At 32.5% G+C, this 13,861-nt stretch carries 23 protein-coding genes; 20 read left to right on the top strand and 3 right to left on the bottom strand.

What is annotated here, in order from left to right; translation table 11 throughout:
• Positions 1–243 precede the first annotated feature (243 nt).
• The 20 genes from CVS95_RS04400 (at position 244) to CVS95_RS09760 (ending at position 11,269) form a co-directional block, all read left to right on the top strand.
• Positions 244–1,179, top strand: coding sequence for a transposase (locus CVS95_RS04400; RefSeq protein WP_107695699.1), 936 nt, complete (start codon positions 244–246; stop codon positions 1,177–1,179).
• Positions 1,180–1,200: 21 nt separating this feature from the next.
• Positions 1,201–1,404 (top strand): MarR family transcriptional regulator, encoded by a 204-nt coding sequence (locus CVS95_RS04395; RefSeq protein ID WP_072594630.1) that lies wholly within the window; start codon positions 1,201–1,203, stop codon positions 1,402–1,404.
• Positions 1,377–1,832, top strand: coding sequence for a hypothetical protein (locus CVS95_RS04390; RefSeq protein ID WP_072594631.1), 456 nt, complete (start codon positions 1,377–1,379; stop codon positions 1,830–1,832). Before CVS95_RS04395 ends, CVS95_RS04390 begins: the two co-directional genes overlap by 28 nt.
• An 84-nt stretch (positions 1,833–1,916) precedes the next feature.
• Complete coding sequence (locus tag CVS95_RS04385; RefSeq protein ID WP_107695698.1) at positions 1,917–3,347, top strand: hypothetical protein; 1,431 nt, start codon at positions 1,917–1,919, stop codon at positions 3,345–3,347.
• Complete coding sequence (locus tag CVS95_RS04380; protein ID WP_072594633.1) at positions 3,335–3,634, top strand: hypothetical protein; 300 nt, start codon at positions 3,335–3,337, stop codon at positions 3,632–3,634. Before CVS95_RS04385 ends, CVS95_RS04380 begins: the two co-directional genes overlap by 13 nt.
• Before the next feature lie 15 nt (positions 3,635–3,649).
• On the top strand, positions 3,650–4,486 hold the full coding sequence (locus tag CVS95_RS04375) for a hypothetical protein (protein WP_107695697.1): 837 nt from the start codon (positions 3,650–3,652) through the stop codon (positions 4,484–4,486).
• 18 nt (positions 4,487–4,504) lie between these two features.
• On the top strand, positions 4,505–5,707 hold the full coding sequence (locus tag CVS95_RS04370; RefSeq protein WP_107695696.1) for a hypothetical protein: 1,203 nt from the start codon (positions 4,505–4,507) through the stop codon (positions 5,705–5,707).
• Positions 5,707–6,471, top strand: a complete 765-nt coding sequence (locus tag CVS95_RS04365; RefSeq protein WP_107695695.1) for a hypothetical protein — start codon at positions 5,707–5,709, stop codon at positions 6,469–6,471. Before CVS95_RS04370 ends, CVS95_RS04365 begins: the two co-directional genes overlap by 1 nt.
• A complete protein-coding gene (locus CVS95_RS04360; protein WP_107695694.1) occupies positions 6,461–6,658 on the top strand; it encodes a hypothetical protein in 198 nt (65 codons plus the stop codon). Before CVS95_RS04365 ends, CVS95_RS04360 begins: the two co-directional genes overlap by 11 nt.
• A complete protein-coding gene (locus CVS95_RS04355; RefSeq protein WP_107695693.1) occupies positions 6,658–7,467 on the top strand; it encodes a hypothetical protein in 810 nt (269 codons plus the stop codon). Before CVS95_RS04360 ends, CVS95_RS04355 begins: the two co-directional genes overlap by 1 nt.
• Positions 7,430–7,789 carry a hypothetical protein gene (locus tag CVS95_RS04350; RefSeq protein WP_072594639.1) on the top strand — a complete coding sequence of 120 codons (360 nt, stop codon included), beginning with the start codon at positions 7,430–7,432 and terminating at the stop codon, positions 7,787–7,789. The genes CVS95_RS04355 and CVS95_RS04350 overlap by 38 nt, the downstream gene beginning before the upstream one ends.
• A 53-nt stretch (positions 7,790–7,842) precedes the next feature.
• Positions 7,843–8,235, top strand: a complete 393-nt coding sequence (locus tag CVS95_RS04345; RefSeq protein ID WP_072594640.1) for a hypothetical protein — start codon at positions 7,843–7,845, stop codon at positions 8,233–8,235.
• A 422-nt stretch (positions 8,236–8,657) separates the two neighbouring features.
• Complete coding sequence (locus tag CVS95_RS04340; RefSeq protein WP_107695692.1) at positions 8,658–9,005, top strand: hypothetical protein; 348 nt, start codon at positions 8,658–8,660, stop codon at positions 9,003–9,005.
• A 10-nt stretch (positions 9,006–9,015) separates the two neighbouring features.
• Positions 9,016–9,351, top strand: a complete 336-nt coding sequence (locus CVS95_RS04335) for a hypothetical protein (RefSeq protein ID WP_087586098.1) — start codon at positions 9,016–9,018, stop codon at positions 9,349–9,351.
• On the top strand, positions 9,351–9,737 hold the full coding sequence (locus CVS95_RS04330; protein ID WP_107695691.1) for a hypothetical protein: 387 nt from the start codon (positions 9,351–9,353) through the stop codon (positions 9,735–9,737). The genes CVS95_RS04335 and CVS95_RS04330 overlap by 1 nt, the downstream gene beginning before the upstream one ends.
• On the top strand, positions 9,718–9,975 hold the full coding sequence (locus CVS95_RS04325; RefSeq protein WP_107695690.1) for a hypothetical protein: 258 nt from the start codon (positions 9,718–9,720) through the stop codon (positions 9,973–9,975). The genes CVS95_RS04330 and CVS95_RS04325 overlap by 20 nt, the downstream gene beginning before the upstream one ends.
• Entirely contained in the window at positions 9,950–10,249 is a 300-nt protein-coding gene (locus CVS95_RS04320) for a hypothetical protein (RefSeq protein ID WP_085658463.1), read from the top strand. Before CVS95_RS04325 ends, CVS95_RS04320 begins: the two co-directional genes overlap by 26 nt.
• Position 10,250: 1 nt before the next feature.
• A complete protein-coding gene (locus CVS95_RS04315; RefSeq protein WP_107695689.1) occupies positions 10,251–10,589 on the top strand; it encodes a M15 family metallopeptidase in 339 nt (112 codons plus the stop codon).
• Between the two features lie 188 nt (positions 10,590–10,777).
• Positions 10,778–11,038, top strand: a complete 261-nt coding sequence (locus tag CVS95_RS09765) for a hypothetical protein (protein ID WP_234400007.1) — start codon at positions 10,778–10,780, stop codon at positions 11,036–11,038.
• 78 nt (positions 11,039–11,116) lie between these two features.
• A complete protein-coding gene (locus CVS95_RS09760) occupies positions 11,117–11,269 on the top strand; it encodes a hypothetical protein (RefSeq protein ID WP_234400006.1) in 153 nt (50 codons plus the stop codon).
• Between the two features lie 40 nt (positions 11,270–11,309).
• On the opposite strand, the gene CVS95_RS04305 is transcribed toward CVS95_RS09760, so the two are convergent.
• The 3 genes from CVS95_RS04305 to CVS95_RS04295 all read right to left on the bottom strand — a co-directional run bounded on the left by CVS95_RS04305 (position 11,310) and on the right by CVS95_RS04295 (position 13,855).
• Positions 11,310–12,749 (bottom strand): acetyl-CoA carboxylase subunit A, encoded by a 1,440-nt coding sequence (locus CVS95_RS04305; protein ID WP_054195976.1) that lies wholly within the window; start codon positions 12,747–12,749, stop codon positions 11,310–11,312.
• Between the two features lie 116 nt (positions 12,750–12,865).
• Positions 12,866–13,411 (bottom strand): hypothetical protein, encoded by a 546-nt coding sequence (locus CVS95_RS04300; RefSeq protein ID WP_107695688.1) that lies wholly within the window; start codon positions 13,409–13,411, stop codon positions 12,866–12,868.
• Between the two features lie 9 nt (positions 13,412–13,420).
• Entirely contained in the window at positions 13,421–13,855 is a 435-nt protein-coding gene (locus CVS95_RS04295; RefSeq protein WP_054195978.1) for a CopD family protein, read from the bottom strand.
• Positions 13,856–13,861 lie beyond the last annotated feature (6 nt).

Raw genomic sequence — 13,861 nt, 5'->3', positions numbered from 1 at the left:
AGACCACGATCTTCATAAATTTGTATGATACTTTCATAAAATCAAAGAGAATTTACCTTGTCTTGTTTCGTTTTTCTCTTTTGATTTTATAAAATTTCCATAAGCCCCTGCTTCATAAAAAAGTGTTTTTCACTGTTCTTAAGATTTAGGGCTTATGGGTTAATGTTTCGATTAAAAATCTTAGTGCTTGACACTGAATACAAGAAAGAAACATAACCTAAATTTTATTCAGGAGTATCAAAAATGAAAAAAGCGTTTTTTTGTGGTGTTGATGTTTCTAAAGATAAAATCGACGTTTGTTTTTTAACTTCTATCACGAGTGAGAAAGCTAAATTTGAAACATTGCCTAATAACCATGAGCTTATCAAAGTTTATTTTGATAGTTTTAAAAATGATGAAATTTTAGTTGTTTTTGAAGCAACTTCAAATTATCATTTGGCACTTCAAAAGGCTTTATCTGATTTAGGTATTAGATATTGTGTTACAAACCCCTATAAATCATCTTTATTTTTAAAACATCTTAGCACTATAAAAACTGATACAAGCGATAGTTATGGCTTGGCTGTTTATGCTAGGACTTTTAAAAGCGAGATCGCCCCTGATAAGTATAATGCCGAGTATTTAGAGATAAAAAGTTACAATTCCACCTTAAATTTGCTCCAAAAAATAAATACTCAACTTAAAAATTTTAAAAGCTCTCAAAAAACTTTAAATAATAAAGTAATTGATGATGTTATCGCAAATCTTATAAAAGAGATTGCAAAACTTCAAGCTATGCTTCAAAAACTAGCTTTTGATCTTGTTAAAAAAGCTATTCCAGAAACCGAAGAGATCATTAAAGAAAATAAAGGTTTTGGCATTGATCTCGCTTTAAATTTATTTCCACAACTGCATTTTAATAGGGATAAATCTGAAAAACAATTTATAAGTTTTATTGGTCTTAGTCCTAGAATTTTTCAAAGTGGCTCAAGCGTTCATAAAAGCCAAAAAATAAATAAAATGGGCAATTCTAATATAAGGCGTATTCTATTTATGACTGCATTATGTGCAATTCGTTTTAACGCTAAATTTAAAACACGCTATGAGCGTTTATTAGCTAACGGCAAAAAGAAGATGACCGCTATTGTTGCTGTTATGTGTGCGATAGTCCGCTATTTAAAAAGCTTATTCCCCATTTAATCCAGAAATAAAGGCTATTTAATGAAAAAAATTCATTATAAGCTAATCTTTTCAGTTCTTGAAATCTTATCATCTAAAAATTCTTTAACAAGGGCTGATATATGCGATCATTTAAAGATTAGCAAAGCTTATCTTTCTCAAATTATTAGTAATAGATATTTAATAAAAAATCAAATTTTTTCAAAAAGGATAAAAAAATGGCAAAAAATGCAACAGCTCCATTAATGGACAGCACAAGCGAAAATCTTTATAGAGAAATTTATCAATCTCTCAACCAAAATTTAGATTGTTTCGAGCAAAAGATTAAAGTCTTAAAGACTAAAAAGATCGATGGTAAGCAAAAGCTAGATAAAGATAACAATCCCATTGTAAACGAGCTTGGAGAGTTTGAAAAGTGGGATGATAGCTATGTTCTGACTTTTGTCGCTTTAAATAGCGGTGGTGAGCATACCACAAGGATAACGCAAGAGCAATACCTTGATCTAAAAGATGACGAAGTTTATATCGCTAGTGGTAAGATCGAATATAGAATTTATAAGGACGCTTATAATTCAACTCCAGTTATTGTTTTTAATAAATTTGTCCCTGCAATTGATAGTTTTGTCACGGCAATGCTAAAACTTGAAGCACTTAAAAATGGCTCAAACGCTTGAAAAATAGGGGCTAAAACTTAGCCCCGTGCCTAGACTATCAGCAAGGTTAGGCGGGACAAGCTGGGTTTTATTAAAGGTTTAAAAATGATATATAAAGACGATAGATTTAAAATACTTCATCAAGGTATCGATACTTTAGTTATAGGCGTAAATTGTATTGATGAAAAATTTTTTAATACAACTTTTTCAAGCTTTATTCGTAAGATAGCTACACTAAAACAACAAGCACAAAATTTACGCACATTTGGCGAAAAGTATATTTTGGATGATTTGGGCTTTGATTACGGAAATTTTAAAGTATCAAGTAAAGGCTTAGGTCAATATTTTGGATATTTTTCAAACGATGATATATTTTGCACCATTTCAGATACTAAATTTAAGCCAAAAGGGCTATATCATTTAAAAATTCAATTTAGAAGCATATTTTTACTTAAATATGGACACGTTCGAGCCTATGAGCTTGTAAATAAATTTTTAAGTGATATATTTAAAGAGCATTTTAAAATAAGTGTTTTAAGGCTCGATCTTGCAACTGATGTAACTGGCATAAAATATACTCCACAAGATTTTTTACAATTTAGAAGTTTAAAAAGAGTTTCTAACTATTCAGATCAATATAAAAAAGATGACGATGATTTAATAATTGATGAAAATTCACCAGTTTTTAATGATATAACTGAAATTAATGTCAATAATTTTATGCGTTTTACTCGCTTTGAAGGTGTAAGCTTTGGAAAAAATCCACATATGTTCAGGGTTTATGACAAAATAAAACAAGTTCAAAGCAAAAATATTTCAACTTTAATTTTTACAAAATGGGAAATAAATGGCTTTAATCCTGCTGTTGATATGTTTGTATTTAGACACGAAGCGGAGTTTGGACGATCTGCAATAAAAAGATTAATTCCTATTAATGAAAGTGATGAAATTGCTTATATTTTTAATCATTTGGGGGCTTTTTGGTCGCAAGGGCTTAGTATTTGTAAATGGTATGATCTAACTGATGATGAAATTAATCGTTTAACTGCTGGCACTATTCAAAGTGATAGTGCAAGAAAAATTTATCAAAGATGCGATTTTGATGATAATAGGCTTAAATTTTGGGATATGCTTTTGCCTTGGGGCGATGATAAAATTAAAGCTCTTACTATGCACGATCTTATTCAGTCAAAGGATATTAAAAAAGCAAAAATGGCTTTAAAAGCCTTTGTAAGTGCTGTTTATACTAATTTGGGTGTTAGTGGTGAGAATTTTTTATATGTTTTTACTGAAACACTTAAAGATCTTGAAAATGATGGCTTAACACTTCACGAATACGGCTTATCAAAGCTTGCTGGCAATTTTTTAAAAAATGAAAAAACTATAAAAAATCAAAATTTAGATATAGATAATCCCCTTTTTGATGTTTTTAACGCTTCTTTAAATGATTTTTTTGTTGCCATTAGCAAAATACGAAATGATGATTATATCCATCCTATAACGAATGCTTTAAAGGGGTTTCAATGCAAAAATTAAATGCTTATGGTCTTTTGGTGTGTGAATTATTAGATAGTGGTAAGGATGTTATTTGTATTGATATTAAATGTCCTATCGTTAAAAGGCTTTACGCCAAAAAGCTTGGTTTTATTTGGGCTGATATTGTTATTGGTAGTAGAAAGGCTTTTTACTCGGCTCTTGATGAATTAAATATTCTTTTTATTCAAACAAATTTGAAAAAGCTATTAGATAGCAAAGGTTATTCTTTGCGAAATGGTCGTAAATATATTTTTGCTGTTAAACAGCCTAGATTAGATTTATTTTAAAAAAAGGGTTATAAAATGTTAAATATTATTAAAAATTTAGGTGCTTTCTCTTTAAGTGATAGTGGTTCTTTAATAAATAGTCTTAGTCAGTATCAGCCTTGTAATTATTCTTTAGATGATATTAAAACTATTCATCGTTGTAGTGCTAACGATCCGATATATCTTAAAGATATTTATTCTAATCAAATTTTCGTTAAATTGTTTGATTTTTTGGTTTATGGTGGCGATGATGAATTTTTTATTTGTGATTGTATTTTAAATCCTTTAGATGTTTCTGATATACGTTTTGCTATCTCTGGTCTTTACGTTGAAATTGAAAAGAAAGACATACCAAAGGGGCATAAGCTTCTCTCTTCTGATTTTAATCTAGCTAATATTTTTTCTTCTGCTCTTCTTGATTTGCCATTTTCAACTATACAAAGTGATATTACTTTAGGAGCTTTTTCTAAAGGTCAAATCGTTCAAATTAAAGATTTTAGCTTGCCTTTTTATGTTTTAGGTTGCTCTTTATTACAACTTGGTCTTAATAAATTTATCCTTTTTTATGATGTTTTTTGCCTTGATTATGAATTAGTAAAACTTGGTGTTTTTAGTGTTCGTCGAATTTTTGTTCCAGCTGGATTAGTTAGACCATTTAAGTTTGATAAAACATTTTATAAGTATGTGATTGCTTTATATGCTTATATTTTTAAGAGTTCTGCCGTTAATTCTCTTGATTTATCTGATGTTGTTAAACAAATTTTTGAATATTCTGGCGAAGAAGATTTATTTAGTTTGTTTTTAAGATTACGTAATGAAGCTGTTGAAAAGCAAGCTAAATCTGAAAGTAACGAGCCACCTATTTATTTATAAAGAAAGGGATTTTAAATAATGTATTCTGGTATTACTCAAGCTATTAGTAAAGTTAGTCAAGTTAATGGTGCTTTAAAAGCTGGTGGGGTTGCTGGTGCTATTGGTGCTGGTGCTAGTTCTAATTTTGATTTAAAAGATAATCCTGTTACTGATATAACTGCTCTTGGTATTTGGGGCTTAAAAAATGTTTATAATAGTTTTTTTGATAAAAAAGAAAGTGTTGATGTTGATAAAAATATAAAAGAGCTTAGTGAATATTATGCTAAACAACGTGAAGCTAAAGCAATAGACGCACAAAAAGAAAAAGAAAAACCCAAAGAAGATAATTTACCTAAGCCATCTGATAATGATAAGCCTAGTAGTGTCCCCTTAACTTTACTTGGTGTTTTAGATCAGCAAAATCATATATTAAAGCTTATGTCTTTAAATTTAGCTGTTTTAGGAGCTGTGAAAAATAATGCTTTTGATAAACAAGCTAGCGTTAAAAAAGATAATTTATATAATCAATCTCCAGAAATTCAAGGGCGTGTTGAATTTGATAGAGAAACTGGATATTGGGTTGATCGTACTACTAAAACGCTTTATAATCCTTATACTGGTGATCGTATATATGATAATGCTTCGTCAAATACTGGCACTAATTCCGCTGTTTCTACTGGTGTAGATTTTAAAGAAGTGTTAAAATCTCAAGAAAAAATTAATAGTGAAATTTCTAAATATATCTCAACTATTGGCGAAAATCAAAAAGTATATAATCAAAATTTAGAAAAGCTTGTTATTAATTCAAAAGAGTATTCGCAAGCTATGAAAGATGGTTTGGCTGGTGTTAAACTCAAAGCCAGTGTTGCTGTCGATAATAATTTAAACGCTTCTTTAGCTATTAATAAGCCAGTTGAAATTACTTTGCCTAGTTCTTATGTCGATAATCAAAAAATACTTAGCGATAATTCAACTAAAACGCTTGAAATTTATAAAGAAAAAGCTGATTTTGATAAGACTTCGATTGCTGTAAAGGATCTCGACGGCAATACTATTGCTAACGCTTCGCCACGCGATATTGCTTTATCTCGTCAAGCTGTTCAGGCTCGTGTTTTAACTGATGAAAATAGTTTTGAATTAGATAGCGATGCTTTAAATTTATTTGATATACCTATCCCAAATTTTAAAGATTTGTTTGATACTGAATTACCTAGTAAAACTCTACTTAAGGATTTAAAATAATGGCTGATAAACGTTCTGAAGCTGGAAGAATTTTAAAGCTTGGCATTGATGAAATGTTTGAAGACTTAACCTATAGCGTTGCTTACGATCAAGTTTTATCTAAGTTAAAAAATAGTGGTATGGATGATGGAATTTTAAAGGATGCAATAAATAGTGGTGTTACTATTATGTTTAGCGCGGCTTTAGTAAAGTATATTCAACTTCAAGAAAGTGTTGTAAATAAAATTATGAGTATTGTTTATGCTGGTGTTGTAGCTTTACTTTCTCCTTTAGGTAGATATGCCAAAAATAAGCTTAGTAATATAAAAGGCGTTAAACTTAATAGAATGCTTGGTTTTTTAACTGGTAATTTTTCTGATCGTATCGGTGTTGCCAAAGTTTTTGTGGAGTGTGGTAATCAAATTATCAATACTAATAATTCTAATAGTTCAGCCCTCCAAAATGTCAATACTGTTATTAATCAACGTCAGCATATTTTAGAAACTAAAAATCAAGAATTTAACTATGCAAAAGCAAAGGTTGATAATATAAATCAAACCCTACTTTTTAAGCTTTTTAGCTCTCGCTTTACTCCGCAAGATAAAGAAATTCTTAGGCGTATAACTGGCAGTGATAAGATTGATATTGACGCTTTAAATCATGTTGCTGATTTTATGTTTGTTACTGATGATGCTGGTAACGTTTTGGGGCTTAGTGAAATGTTTATTACTATGATGAATGGTTTAGGATATTTTAACGGAAAGGTTAAGAAAAATGGCTCTTGATTGTGAAAAAGCTTTTGAAGAAGAAATGAAGAAATTTGATAGTATTGGTGCTTGTCTTGCTCGTATTGAAAAAATATTAACTGACAAGTTAAAAGATAAAAAAGATGATAAAAGCGGTTTAGCATCTTTGGATGAAACAAATCGTCTTTTAAAAATTCTTTGCCGTGATCTTGTAGGTAAAGAATAATGGTTTCTTTGTTGTGTGGTTGCTGTAATAAGAAAAAAGACTTTACTTTTTATATTGAGAGAATATTATTTTTTCGTGCTGGCACTGAAAATTTAAATGCTAGTATTAATGAAGAATATGATAAGAAAGATGCGCTTTTTGATTGCGGTTTTTTTGGTAATAGTTGTATCCGTGATAAGCGTATTTCTTCTCTTTTTGGTCTTGGTTTTTATTTTTCTGCTTATACTAATTCTAGCATTAAAAAGGCTAATGCACCTTTACATATGCATTATAATAGCGATGATGCTGACGATTATGAATATAGGGTAGGCACTGATTTTTTAACTCCATCTGGTAAGATCAATATTATGGATTTGCCTAGCTCTTCTGAAATTTCTTCTTATTTTGATAGTAATTTATTCTTTTCTTTTAGTGATCGATCTGATTATTTTTATTTTTGTGTTCCTGCATCTTTTAATTATGCAAAATATACCAGCCGTCTTTCCTTTTCTGCTTTTTCTTGTTATTCATCTTCTAGCCCCTTTTTTAGAAGTGATCTTCGTCTTGGTCTTTTGGATTGTGACTATACTGGTATTCATACTGAAGCTTTTAATCTTTTTTCTATTTTTTCTAGTTTTGTTAATAAATCTTTTGTTTATGAATTTTCTGATTTTATTAATATATTTGAAAATTCTCTATCTTCTTTTTATTCTCAATTTTATAGCGATGTAACTAACTTTAATTTACAACATAGCTATTTATCAGTTTATCGATTTTCAAAAAAGGAGTATTATGCCTATCTACAAAATTACACAACAGCAAGGCAATAGGGTTATCACTTCAACACTTGAAGCCAAAAGTGTTTCCGATCTAATTGCTTTTTTAGATGCTGTTTCTACTGCTGAAATTAAGTATATTTATAAAGTCGAGTTTGAAACTCAAAAAACTAATTTTCCGTCTGATGACTTCAATTACAATAAGCAATTTAAAGCTTTTGTATCTAATAAAAATCGTATGTGCAAGCAAATTTTAATTCATAACGTAAAAAAAACTAAAAACGAAGCTGAAATATCTGCTTTAATTAAAACACATTTAGAAGTAGGCGGACTTGCTGTAAAGGGTGTTTCTTGTTCCCTTTTTATGGATAAGTAAAAATTTAATAATTTGTCTTTATAATTATTTATTTATATAAAAAGGAGTTGCCTATGATTAGAAAAATTGTTGCTTTTTGTCTGTTTTTTAATATTTCTTTCGGATCTAATTATTTTGATAATTTAAAAGAGTCTTTTATTAATATGTCAGATGTTGAAGCATCTGAATTTATTTGTAAAAATTATCCTTATGTTGTTATGGCTTCTGGTCGTTCTTATCTTAAGGGGTCTATTTGTTATGTCGATTATTCTCTTTATGATGATAAAAAATTGGCTGAAGCTGAAAACGTTTTAAATTATAAATTTTGTAATTATGATGAGTTGAAAGCGTTTTTACACTCTAAAGGCTCTTTAGAAGTTAAATTTTATGGATCAAATAAAAATTTACTCAAAACTATCCGCTATAATAAAGTTTCACGTATCCCTTGTTCTTTGATAAAATTTTAAATTTTTTTCTGTGTTCTTCTTGATAGATATTGTCCCCCCCCCTCCCAAACACGGCGCCCCACCGCTCTGCGGTGTGTGCCGTGTTTTCTTTTCTCCCCTTTTAGTTTATTCTTTTCTTATTATCTTGTTTTCTTTCTCGATCTTTTTCCTTCTATAGTTATTTTTTGTTTGCGTTGTGGCGATAGTTTCTGCGATTGCTCGAATATCTTAAAAATTATAATTATGTCTTTTTGCTAGCTATCGCCACGCAAACACTACGCGGACGAAAAACGCGAAAGCGTTTTGAGCGTGCTGAAGCGTCCTTAATCTAACCTTAATTATTTAACTTTCTCTTTTTTGCTTAATATTCTCTTGTTTAAAACGTTTTAACAGAAACAAGCAAATTTTAAAAATGTCGAATGACAAAAGAAAGGATAAAAAAAATGTTAAGACAATCAATAGACGGACTTTATGCAAAAAGTCTTACTTTTTCTAGTGGTAGTGATGAAGATGCTTTACTCCCGCTTTTGGCTGGCAAAGTTGAAAGTTATTCAGTCTTTGGCGATGGTGGCACTGCTTTAACTTCAACACCTGATCCACTTAATCGTAAAAATGTGATCGTTGGTGCTAAAACTGCGACTGGTAGAATTTCTACTATGGTAACTATCCCGCACGTTAAACAAAGTTATATGTTTCAAAATTTTCTTTCTGATTTTACTGGCAAATTAGATGCAAATTATGATACTGCTGTTAAATGCGATTATGTAACTTTGAAATTTGATAGACTTTAAGGAGTAAGAGATGTCTAAATGTTTAGTTAAAAATACAATAAATAATAGAACTTATGGCTTTGCTTTGCCGTGCGGTGGTGCTGAAGCTAAAGCATTTTGTGATAATGCTCTTGAAGGAACTTATGTAATACTTTCTCGTGCTAGTGAGCAAGGTAATTCAAGCGAAGCAAGCGTTATTGAATATACTATTACTGGTAAAAATGCGGCTGGCAATAAAACCACTTTCAGTTTTTATACTAAGCCTAGTATCGATGAAGACCAGATCAAAACTGCTTTAGCTGGTAAAAAATTTAATGGCGTTAAGTTTGATGAAATTTACGTTATTAGTGCTAGAAAAGTAAAATAGTGTTTTCAATGTTAAATTTAAGCTCCCTATTTAATAGGGGGCTATTTATCCACGCTTTTGTTTATCTTGTTTTATTCCTTTATATTTCTATTTTAAAAGATGATATTAAAGATCTTATCACTGAAACCATTACATTAAAAACTAATTTAGCAATCGAAAAACAAAATACCGAAAACGCTTTTTTAATTATTGATAATCAAAATTTAAAAATTGAGCAATTAAAAATAGATAGTGAAAAAATATCTAAAGAAAACAATATTTTAAATCAAAAATTACAAAAACGTTTTAGCATGATCGAAACACCTAAAACGGATGACTGCTTAAGTAAGCTAAAATTTTACGATACTTTACTTTTAGAGTTTAGCAATGGCAATTATTCCAAATAAACTATTTTTCTTTTTCTTACTATCTTATCTTGTTTTGTTTGTTGGTTGCTCTGCAAAATCTTCACAAGGTGCTATTCAAAAAGCTTATATGCCTATAGAATGTAATGTAACAATTCCAGATAAGCCTATTTTTGATCCATTAAATCCAGAAAGTTTAAAAGATTTAATTATTTACTGCATACGAATAGAAGATTTATTAAAAGGCTGTGTAAATGGACAATTTAAACAAGGACGATAATTATTTAATTTTAGTTCTTTTTGTTGGGTTTATAGCGTCGATTTTAAATCTTGAAACTAAAGATTTTTCTAAAATCAAATATAAAATTTTATCTTATTTGCTTAGTTTTTTAAGTTCTATGTTTTTATGTTGGATTAGTTATGAAATATTTTTTTTCTTTCTAAACAATATTAGAGTTTCGGTTGCTCTTGCTGGTTTTGTAACTTGGCGTGGCACTGATTGGATATATTCAAAAATTGATAAAGCCTTAGATAAAAGGATAGAAAAGGATTAACATGACACTTGGCGAGCATCAAGAAGCTTTTATGAAAGATGTTGAAAAACTTTTAAACTATATTCATTCTAATGGATACTCTGTAAGGGGTGGCGAATTAGAAAGGACACAAGCCCAGCAAGAAATTTATTATAATAGTGGTAAAAGTAAAACTATGAATTCAAATCATTTAAAACGCTGTGCTATTGATTTACATATTTTTCGAAATGGTAAATGGCTGCAAACTAAAGAAGAATTACAAAATATTGGTAATTACTGGGAGAGCCTAAATAGTTCTAATCGTTGGGGCGGTAATTTTAAAAACTTTATTGACGTTCCGCACTTTGAAAGAAATTGTTAAAAATCTCTTGACTTCTATCTTAAAATCTTAAGAAGCTGGCAGAGATAACTAAGAAAACTAGCAATCACTAAATGTAAGATGTTATAAAGATTAATGATGAGGTAAATTAGCTTGATAAAGCCGCGTAGCCCATAAAAGAGATTTATGACGATGCTAAAATATACGAACTTGAGGGCTTTTGCGTACGAATGAGCTCGCCACTTATAGTGGAGTGTAAAGAAAATTTGGGCGGCGCATCGTTCAAAAGTGAAGCAAAAGATGAAAATTTAAATGAGGGTGTGCCGCCTAAAGAGCAGGGCACAAGGATAGGCAAAACCATCTGGCGGCTAAAGCTTGGCATATATCTTTACACGCCAGTTTACCTGCGTGAGGGGTGCTTTACTTTGGCACCGCTAGTAATGGCGGACATCTCTATGCCGTTGAGGCAAAAGTGGCGAAGTGATATTTAAGTTTAAAACCAGTGATATGGAGCATTTTGCTTTAGTTGATGGCCAAATTTTGCTTGCAAACCGCAAAATAAGCCAGCTTTGATAAGCGCTAAAAATGGCTTGCTACTAAAAAAGGTAGAGTTTGAGAAATTTAGACTTAGCACAGATCAGATCATACTAGTAAGCGGTGGCAAGCTCTACGCTATGGTAAATGATAAAGCCAAGACGCATATAGTTTGCGCGAGGATTTAGCTTTGGCGAAATTTGTCGCCAAAGCCGAAATTAGATAAATTTATCTCTTCTTTTTATATCTTTTTATCGCCTCTACGATGACCTCTTCTAGGTCGTCGTTTGGCTCTTTATTCATATCGTCATAGGTGTTTTCAAGGATAGTTTTTAAGTTTTTCTCTACGTAGCTAGTATCGAAAAATCCGCGTCTAAATTCCTTGCTCTTGCTGATTGTTAGTAAAAATGGGATGATTGTTCGCACACCTTCGATGGTAAATTCTTCAAGTGCTCTTTCAAGCTTATTTACCGCTAGATCGTAGTCGGTCGCCTTTACGATCAGCTTTGCGATAAGCGAGTCATAAAATGGCGGTATGGTGTAGTCCTTATAGACGTGGCTATCGACGCGCACAGATGGGCCAAGAGCTGGGTAGTAACCCTCGATCGTGCCTGGTGCTGGGATGAAATTCTCCCAGACATTTTCAGCCGTGATCCTAGCCTCTATCGCGTAGCCTCGTGGCTTGATGTCGCTTTGCTCGATCTCTAAAATTTCACCAGCTGCGATCCTTATCTGTCTAACAACTAGGTCGTGGCCGGTGATCTCTTCAGTGATGCCGTGCTCCACTTGGATACGAGTGTTCATCTCCATGAAGTAAAAGTTATTGTAGTCATCTAGCAAAAACTCAATCGTTCCTACGTTTGAGTAGCCCACAGCCTTTGCAGCAGCCACAGCGGTCACGCCCATGATCTTTCTTAAATTTTCGCTAATTGATGGGCAAGGTGCGATCTCGATGATCTTTTGGTGGCGTCTTTGGATAGAGCAGTCACGCTCGCAAAGGTGAATGATGTTGCCGTAGTTGTCGCCTAAAATTTGAAACTCGATGTGACGAGGATTTACGACAAGCTTCTCCATAAAAACTTCATCGTTGTTAAAGTAGGTCTTTGCTTCTCTGGTGCATGACTCAAAGGCATCTTGCATATCTTCTTCTTGCCAAACCTCTCTGATGCCACGGCCGCCACCGCCACCACTTGCTTTTAAAATGACTGGGTAGCCGATACGTCTAGCGTGCTCTTTTATGGCATCCATGCTCTCGTCATTTAGCTTTTCTGTGCCTGGAACGATTGGTATACCGTTTCTTTTCATTAGGTATCTTGCGATGTTTTTATCACCCATTTTTCTGATCACTTCAGCTTTTGGACCGATAAAGATAAGCCCAGCGTCCTCGACCGCCTTTGCAAATTCGTAGTTTTCGCTTAAAAAGCCGTATCCTGGGTGTATCGCGTCAGCTCCACACTCTTTAGCAAGCTTTACGATAGCTTTGGCGTCAAGATAGCCTTTGATCGGATCTTCGCCCACTTGGTAGGCCTCATCAGCGATCCTCACATGTAAGCACTCGCTGTCTGGCGCTGTGTAAATTCCTACGCTTTGTATGTGTAAATCCCTACAAGCTCTGACTATCCTAACTGCGATCTCACCACGATTTGCGATAAGAATTTTATGTATCATAGGCTATCCTTTTTGAGTTTTTCTTATCATATAACTATTCGTTTTATTTTTAGATAAATTTGTTAAGTCTGGTTTTAAAATTTGAGTGCAAAGGTTAAATTTACACTCAAATTTCTTTATTTGCTGATGATTTGTGGGAAAGGTGTGGCTAGGGCTTTTTTGCTAAAATCTTGCGACTCGATCGTGAAATTTGTAGCAAATCTTTGAATGCCCTCTTTTTTATAAGCACGCCTTTGGATGGTGAAAAGGACTAAATTTCCGCCTTGTTTGGTGTAGCGATATATCGAGTGCTCGGCTGTTGGCACGCCATTTAGGTTTGAAAATATCGTGATATCAAGATAAATTTCATTTGCCAGCGAGCCCTTTTTATAAGCCACTTTTAGTCCTTTTGCTTTTAGCTCTTTTAGATCATTTATCTTTTGCTCGACCACTTGCTCTGGCATAGCGTCAAATTTAAGCGTATTTAGCGAGAGCATGTAGCTAAAACTATCTAGCTTTTCGCCAGGGAGCAAGTACTCCTGCGTGAATAAATTTGGCACAGGCTTGGCTGAATATGCTAGTGAATATAGTCTGTTGTCAAATTTTATCTGCATCGGCTCAAAGTACTGAGTCGCTGCAAGCAAGAGTGCTGGCAAAGCGATAAATGCTAAAAATTTCTTCATCAAATTCCCTTAAAATGGATTTACTATCATGACCCAGATGATGATGAGCATCGCGATAGTTGGTACTTCGTTGTAAGCTCTAAAGAAGATGCCGCTTTTGTTACAGCGTTTTTCTTTGAGTTGCTTCATATAGCGTCCAAGGTCTAGGTGATAGATAGCCATTAAGATGACAACTAAAATTTTGACGTGGATGTGACCAGTTTTTATAAGATCAGGCATCGCGATAAGTATCAAAATGCCGGTGAAAAATGAGCCAATCAGTGCGACCCAGCCGATGTAGTGATACATCTTGTACTCCATCACTTCGACCACTTTTACAAAGTCAGGTTTGTCCATGTTTTCTACGTGATAAACGTAGAGCCTTGGCTGATAAAACAGCACTGCCATCCACGATATGAAAAATAAATAGTGGAGGTATTTTAAGTAAAGATAATATTCTGCCATAATGTC

The sequence above is a fragment of the Campylobacter concisus genome (assembly GCF_003048905.1).
GTDB classification, from domain to species: domain Bacteria; phylum Campylobacterota; class Campylobacteria; order Campylobacterales; family Campylobacteraceae; genus Campylobacter_A; species Campylobacter_A concisus_V.
This window is presented reverse-complemented; position numbering and strand designations above follow the sequence as displayed.

Excerpts from the sequence above, each read along its gene's own strand:
- CVS95_RS04400 (WP_107695699.1), top strand. The coding sequence starts at position 244 with ATGAAAAAAGCGTTTTTTTGTGGTGTTGATGTTTCTAAAGATAAAATC.
- CVS95_RS04395 (WP_072594630.1), top strand. The coding sequence starts at position 1,201 with ATGAAAAAAATTCATTATAAGCTAATCTTTTCAGTTCTTGAAATCTTA.
- CVS95_RS04390 (WP_072594631.1), top strand. The coding sequence starts at position 1,377 with ATGGCAAAAAATGCAACAGCTCCATTAATGGACAGCACAAGCGAAAAT.
- CVS95_RS04385 (WP_107695698.1), top strand. The coding sequence starts at position 1,917 with ATGATATATAAAGACGATAGATTTAAAATACTTCATCAAGGTATCGAT.
- CVS95_RS04380 (WP_072594633.1), top strand. The coding sequence starts at position 3,335 with ATGCAAAAATTAAATGCTTATGGTCTTTTGGTGTGTGAATTATTAGAT.
- CVS95_RS04375 (WP_107695697.1), top strand. The coding sequence starts at position 3,650 with ATGTTAAATATTATTAAAAATTTAGGTGCTTTCTCTTTAAGTGATAGT.
- CVS95_RS04370 (WP_107695696.1), top strand. The coding sequence starts at position 4,505 with ATGTATTCTGGTATTACTCAAGCTATTAGTAAAGTTAGTCAAGTTAAT.
- CVS95_RS04365 (WP_107695695.1), top strand. The coding sequence starts at position 5,707 with ATGGCTGATAAACGTTCTGAAGCTGGAAGAATTTTAAAGCTTGGCATT.
- CVS95_RS04360 (WP_107695694.1), top strand. The coding sequence starts at position 6,461 with ATGGCTCTTGATTGTGAAAAAGCTTTTGAAGAAGAAATGAAGAAATTT.
- CVS95_RS04355 (WP_107695693.1), top strand. The coding sequence starts at position 6,658 with ATGGTTTCTTTGTTGTGTGGTTGCTGTAATAAGAAAAAAGACTTTACT.
- CVS95_RS04350 (WP_072594639.1), top strand. The coding sequence starts at position 7,430 with ATGCCTATCTACAAAATTACACAACAGCAAGGCAATAGGGTTATCACT.
- CVS95_RS04345 (WP_072594640.1), top strand. The coding sequence starts at position 7,843 with ATGATTAGAAAAATTGTTGCTTTTTGTCTGTTTTTTAATATTTCTTTC.
- CVS95_RS04340 (WP_107695692.1), top strand. The coding sequence starts at position 8,658 with ATGTTAAGACAATCAATAGACGGACTTTATGCAAAAAGTCTTACTTTT.
- CVS95_RS04335 (WP_087586098.1), top strand. The coding sequence starts at position 9,016 with ATGTCTAAATGTTTAGTTAAAAATACAATAAATAATAGAACTTATGGC.
- CVS95_RS04325 (WP_107695690.1), top strand. The coding sequence starts at position 9,718 with ATGGCAATTATTCCAAATAAACTATTTTTCTTTTTCTTACTATCTTAT.
- CVS95_RS04320 (WP_085658463.1), top strand. The coding sequence starts at position 9,950 with ATGGACAATTTAAACAAGGACGATAATTATTTAATTTTAGTTCTTTTT.
- CVS95_RS04315 (WP_107695689.1), top strand. The coding sequence starts at position 10,251 with ATGACACTTGGCGAGCATCAAGAAGCTTTTATGAAAGATGTTGAAAAA.
- CVS95_RS09765 (WP_234400007.1), top strand. The coding sequence starts at position 10,778 with ATGAGCTCGCCACTTATAGTGGAGTGTAAAGAAAATTTGGGCGGCGCA.
- CVS95_RS04305 (WP_054195976.1), bottom strand. The coding sequence starts at position 12,749 with ATGATACATAAAATTCTTATCGCAAATCGTGGTGAGATCGCAGTTAGG.
- CVS95_RS04300 (WP_107695688.1), bottom strand. The coding sequence starts at position 13,411 with ATGAAGAAATTTTTAGCATTTATCGCTTTGCCAGCACTCTTGCTTGCA.
- CVS95_RS04295 (WP_054195978.1), bottom strand. The coding sequence starts at position 13,855 with ATGGCAGAATATTATCTTTACTTAAAATACCTCCACTATTTATTTTTC.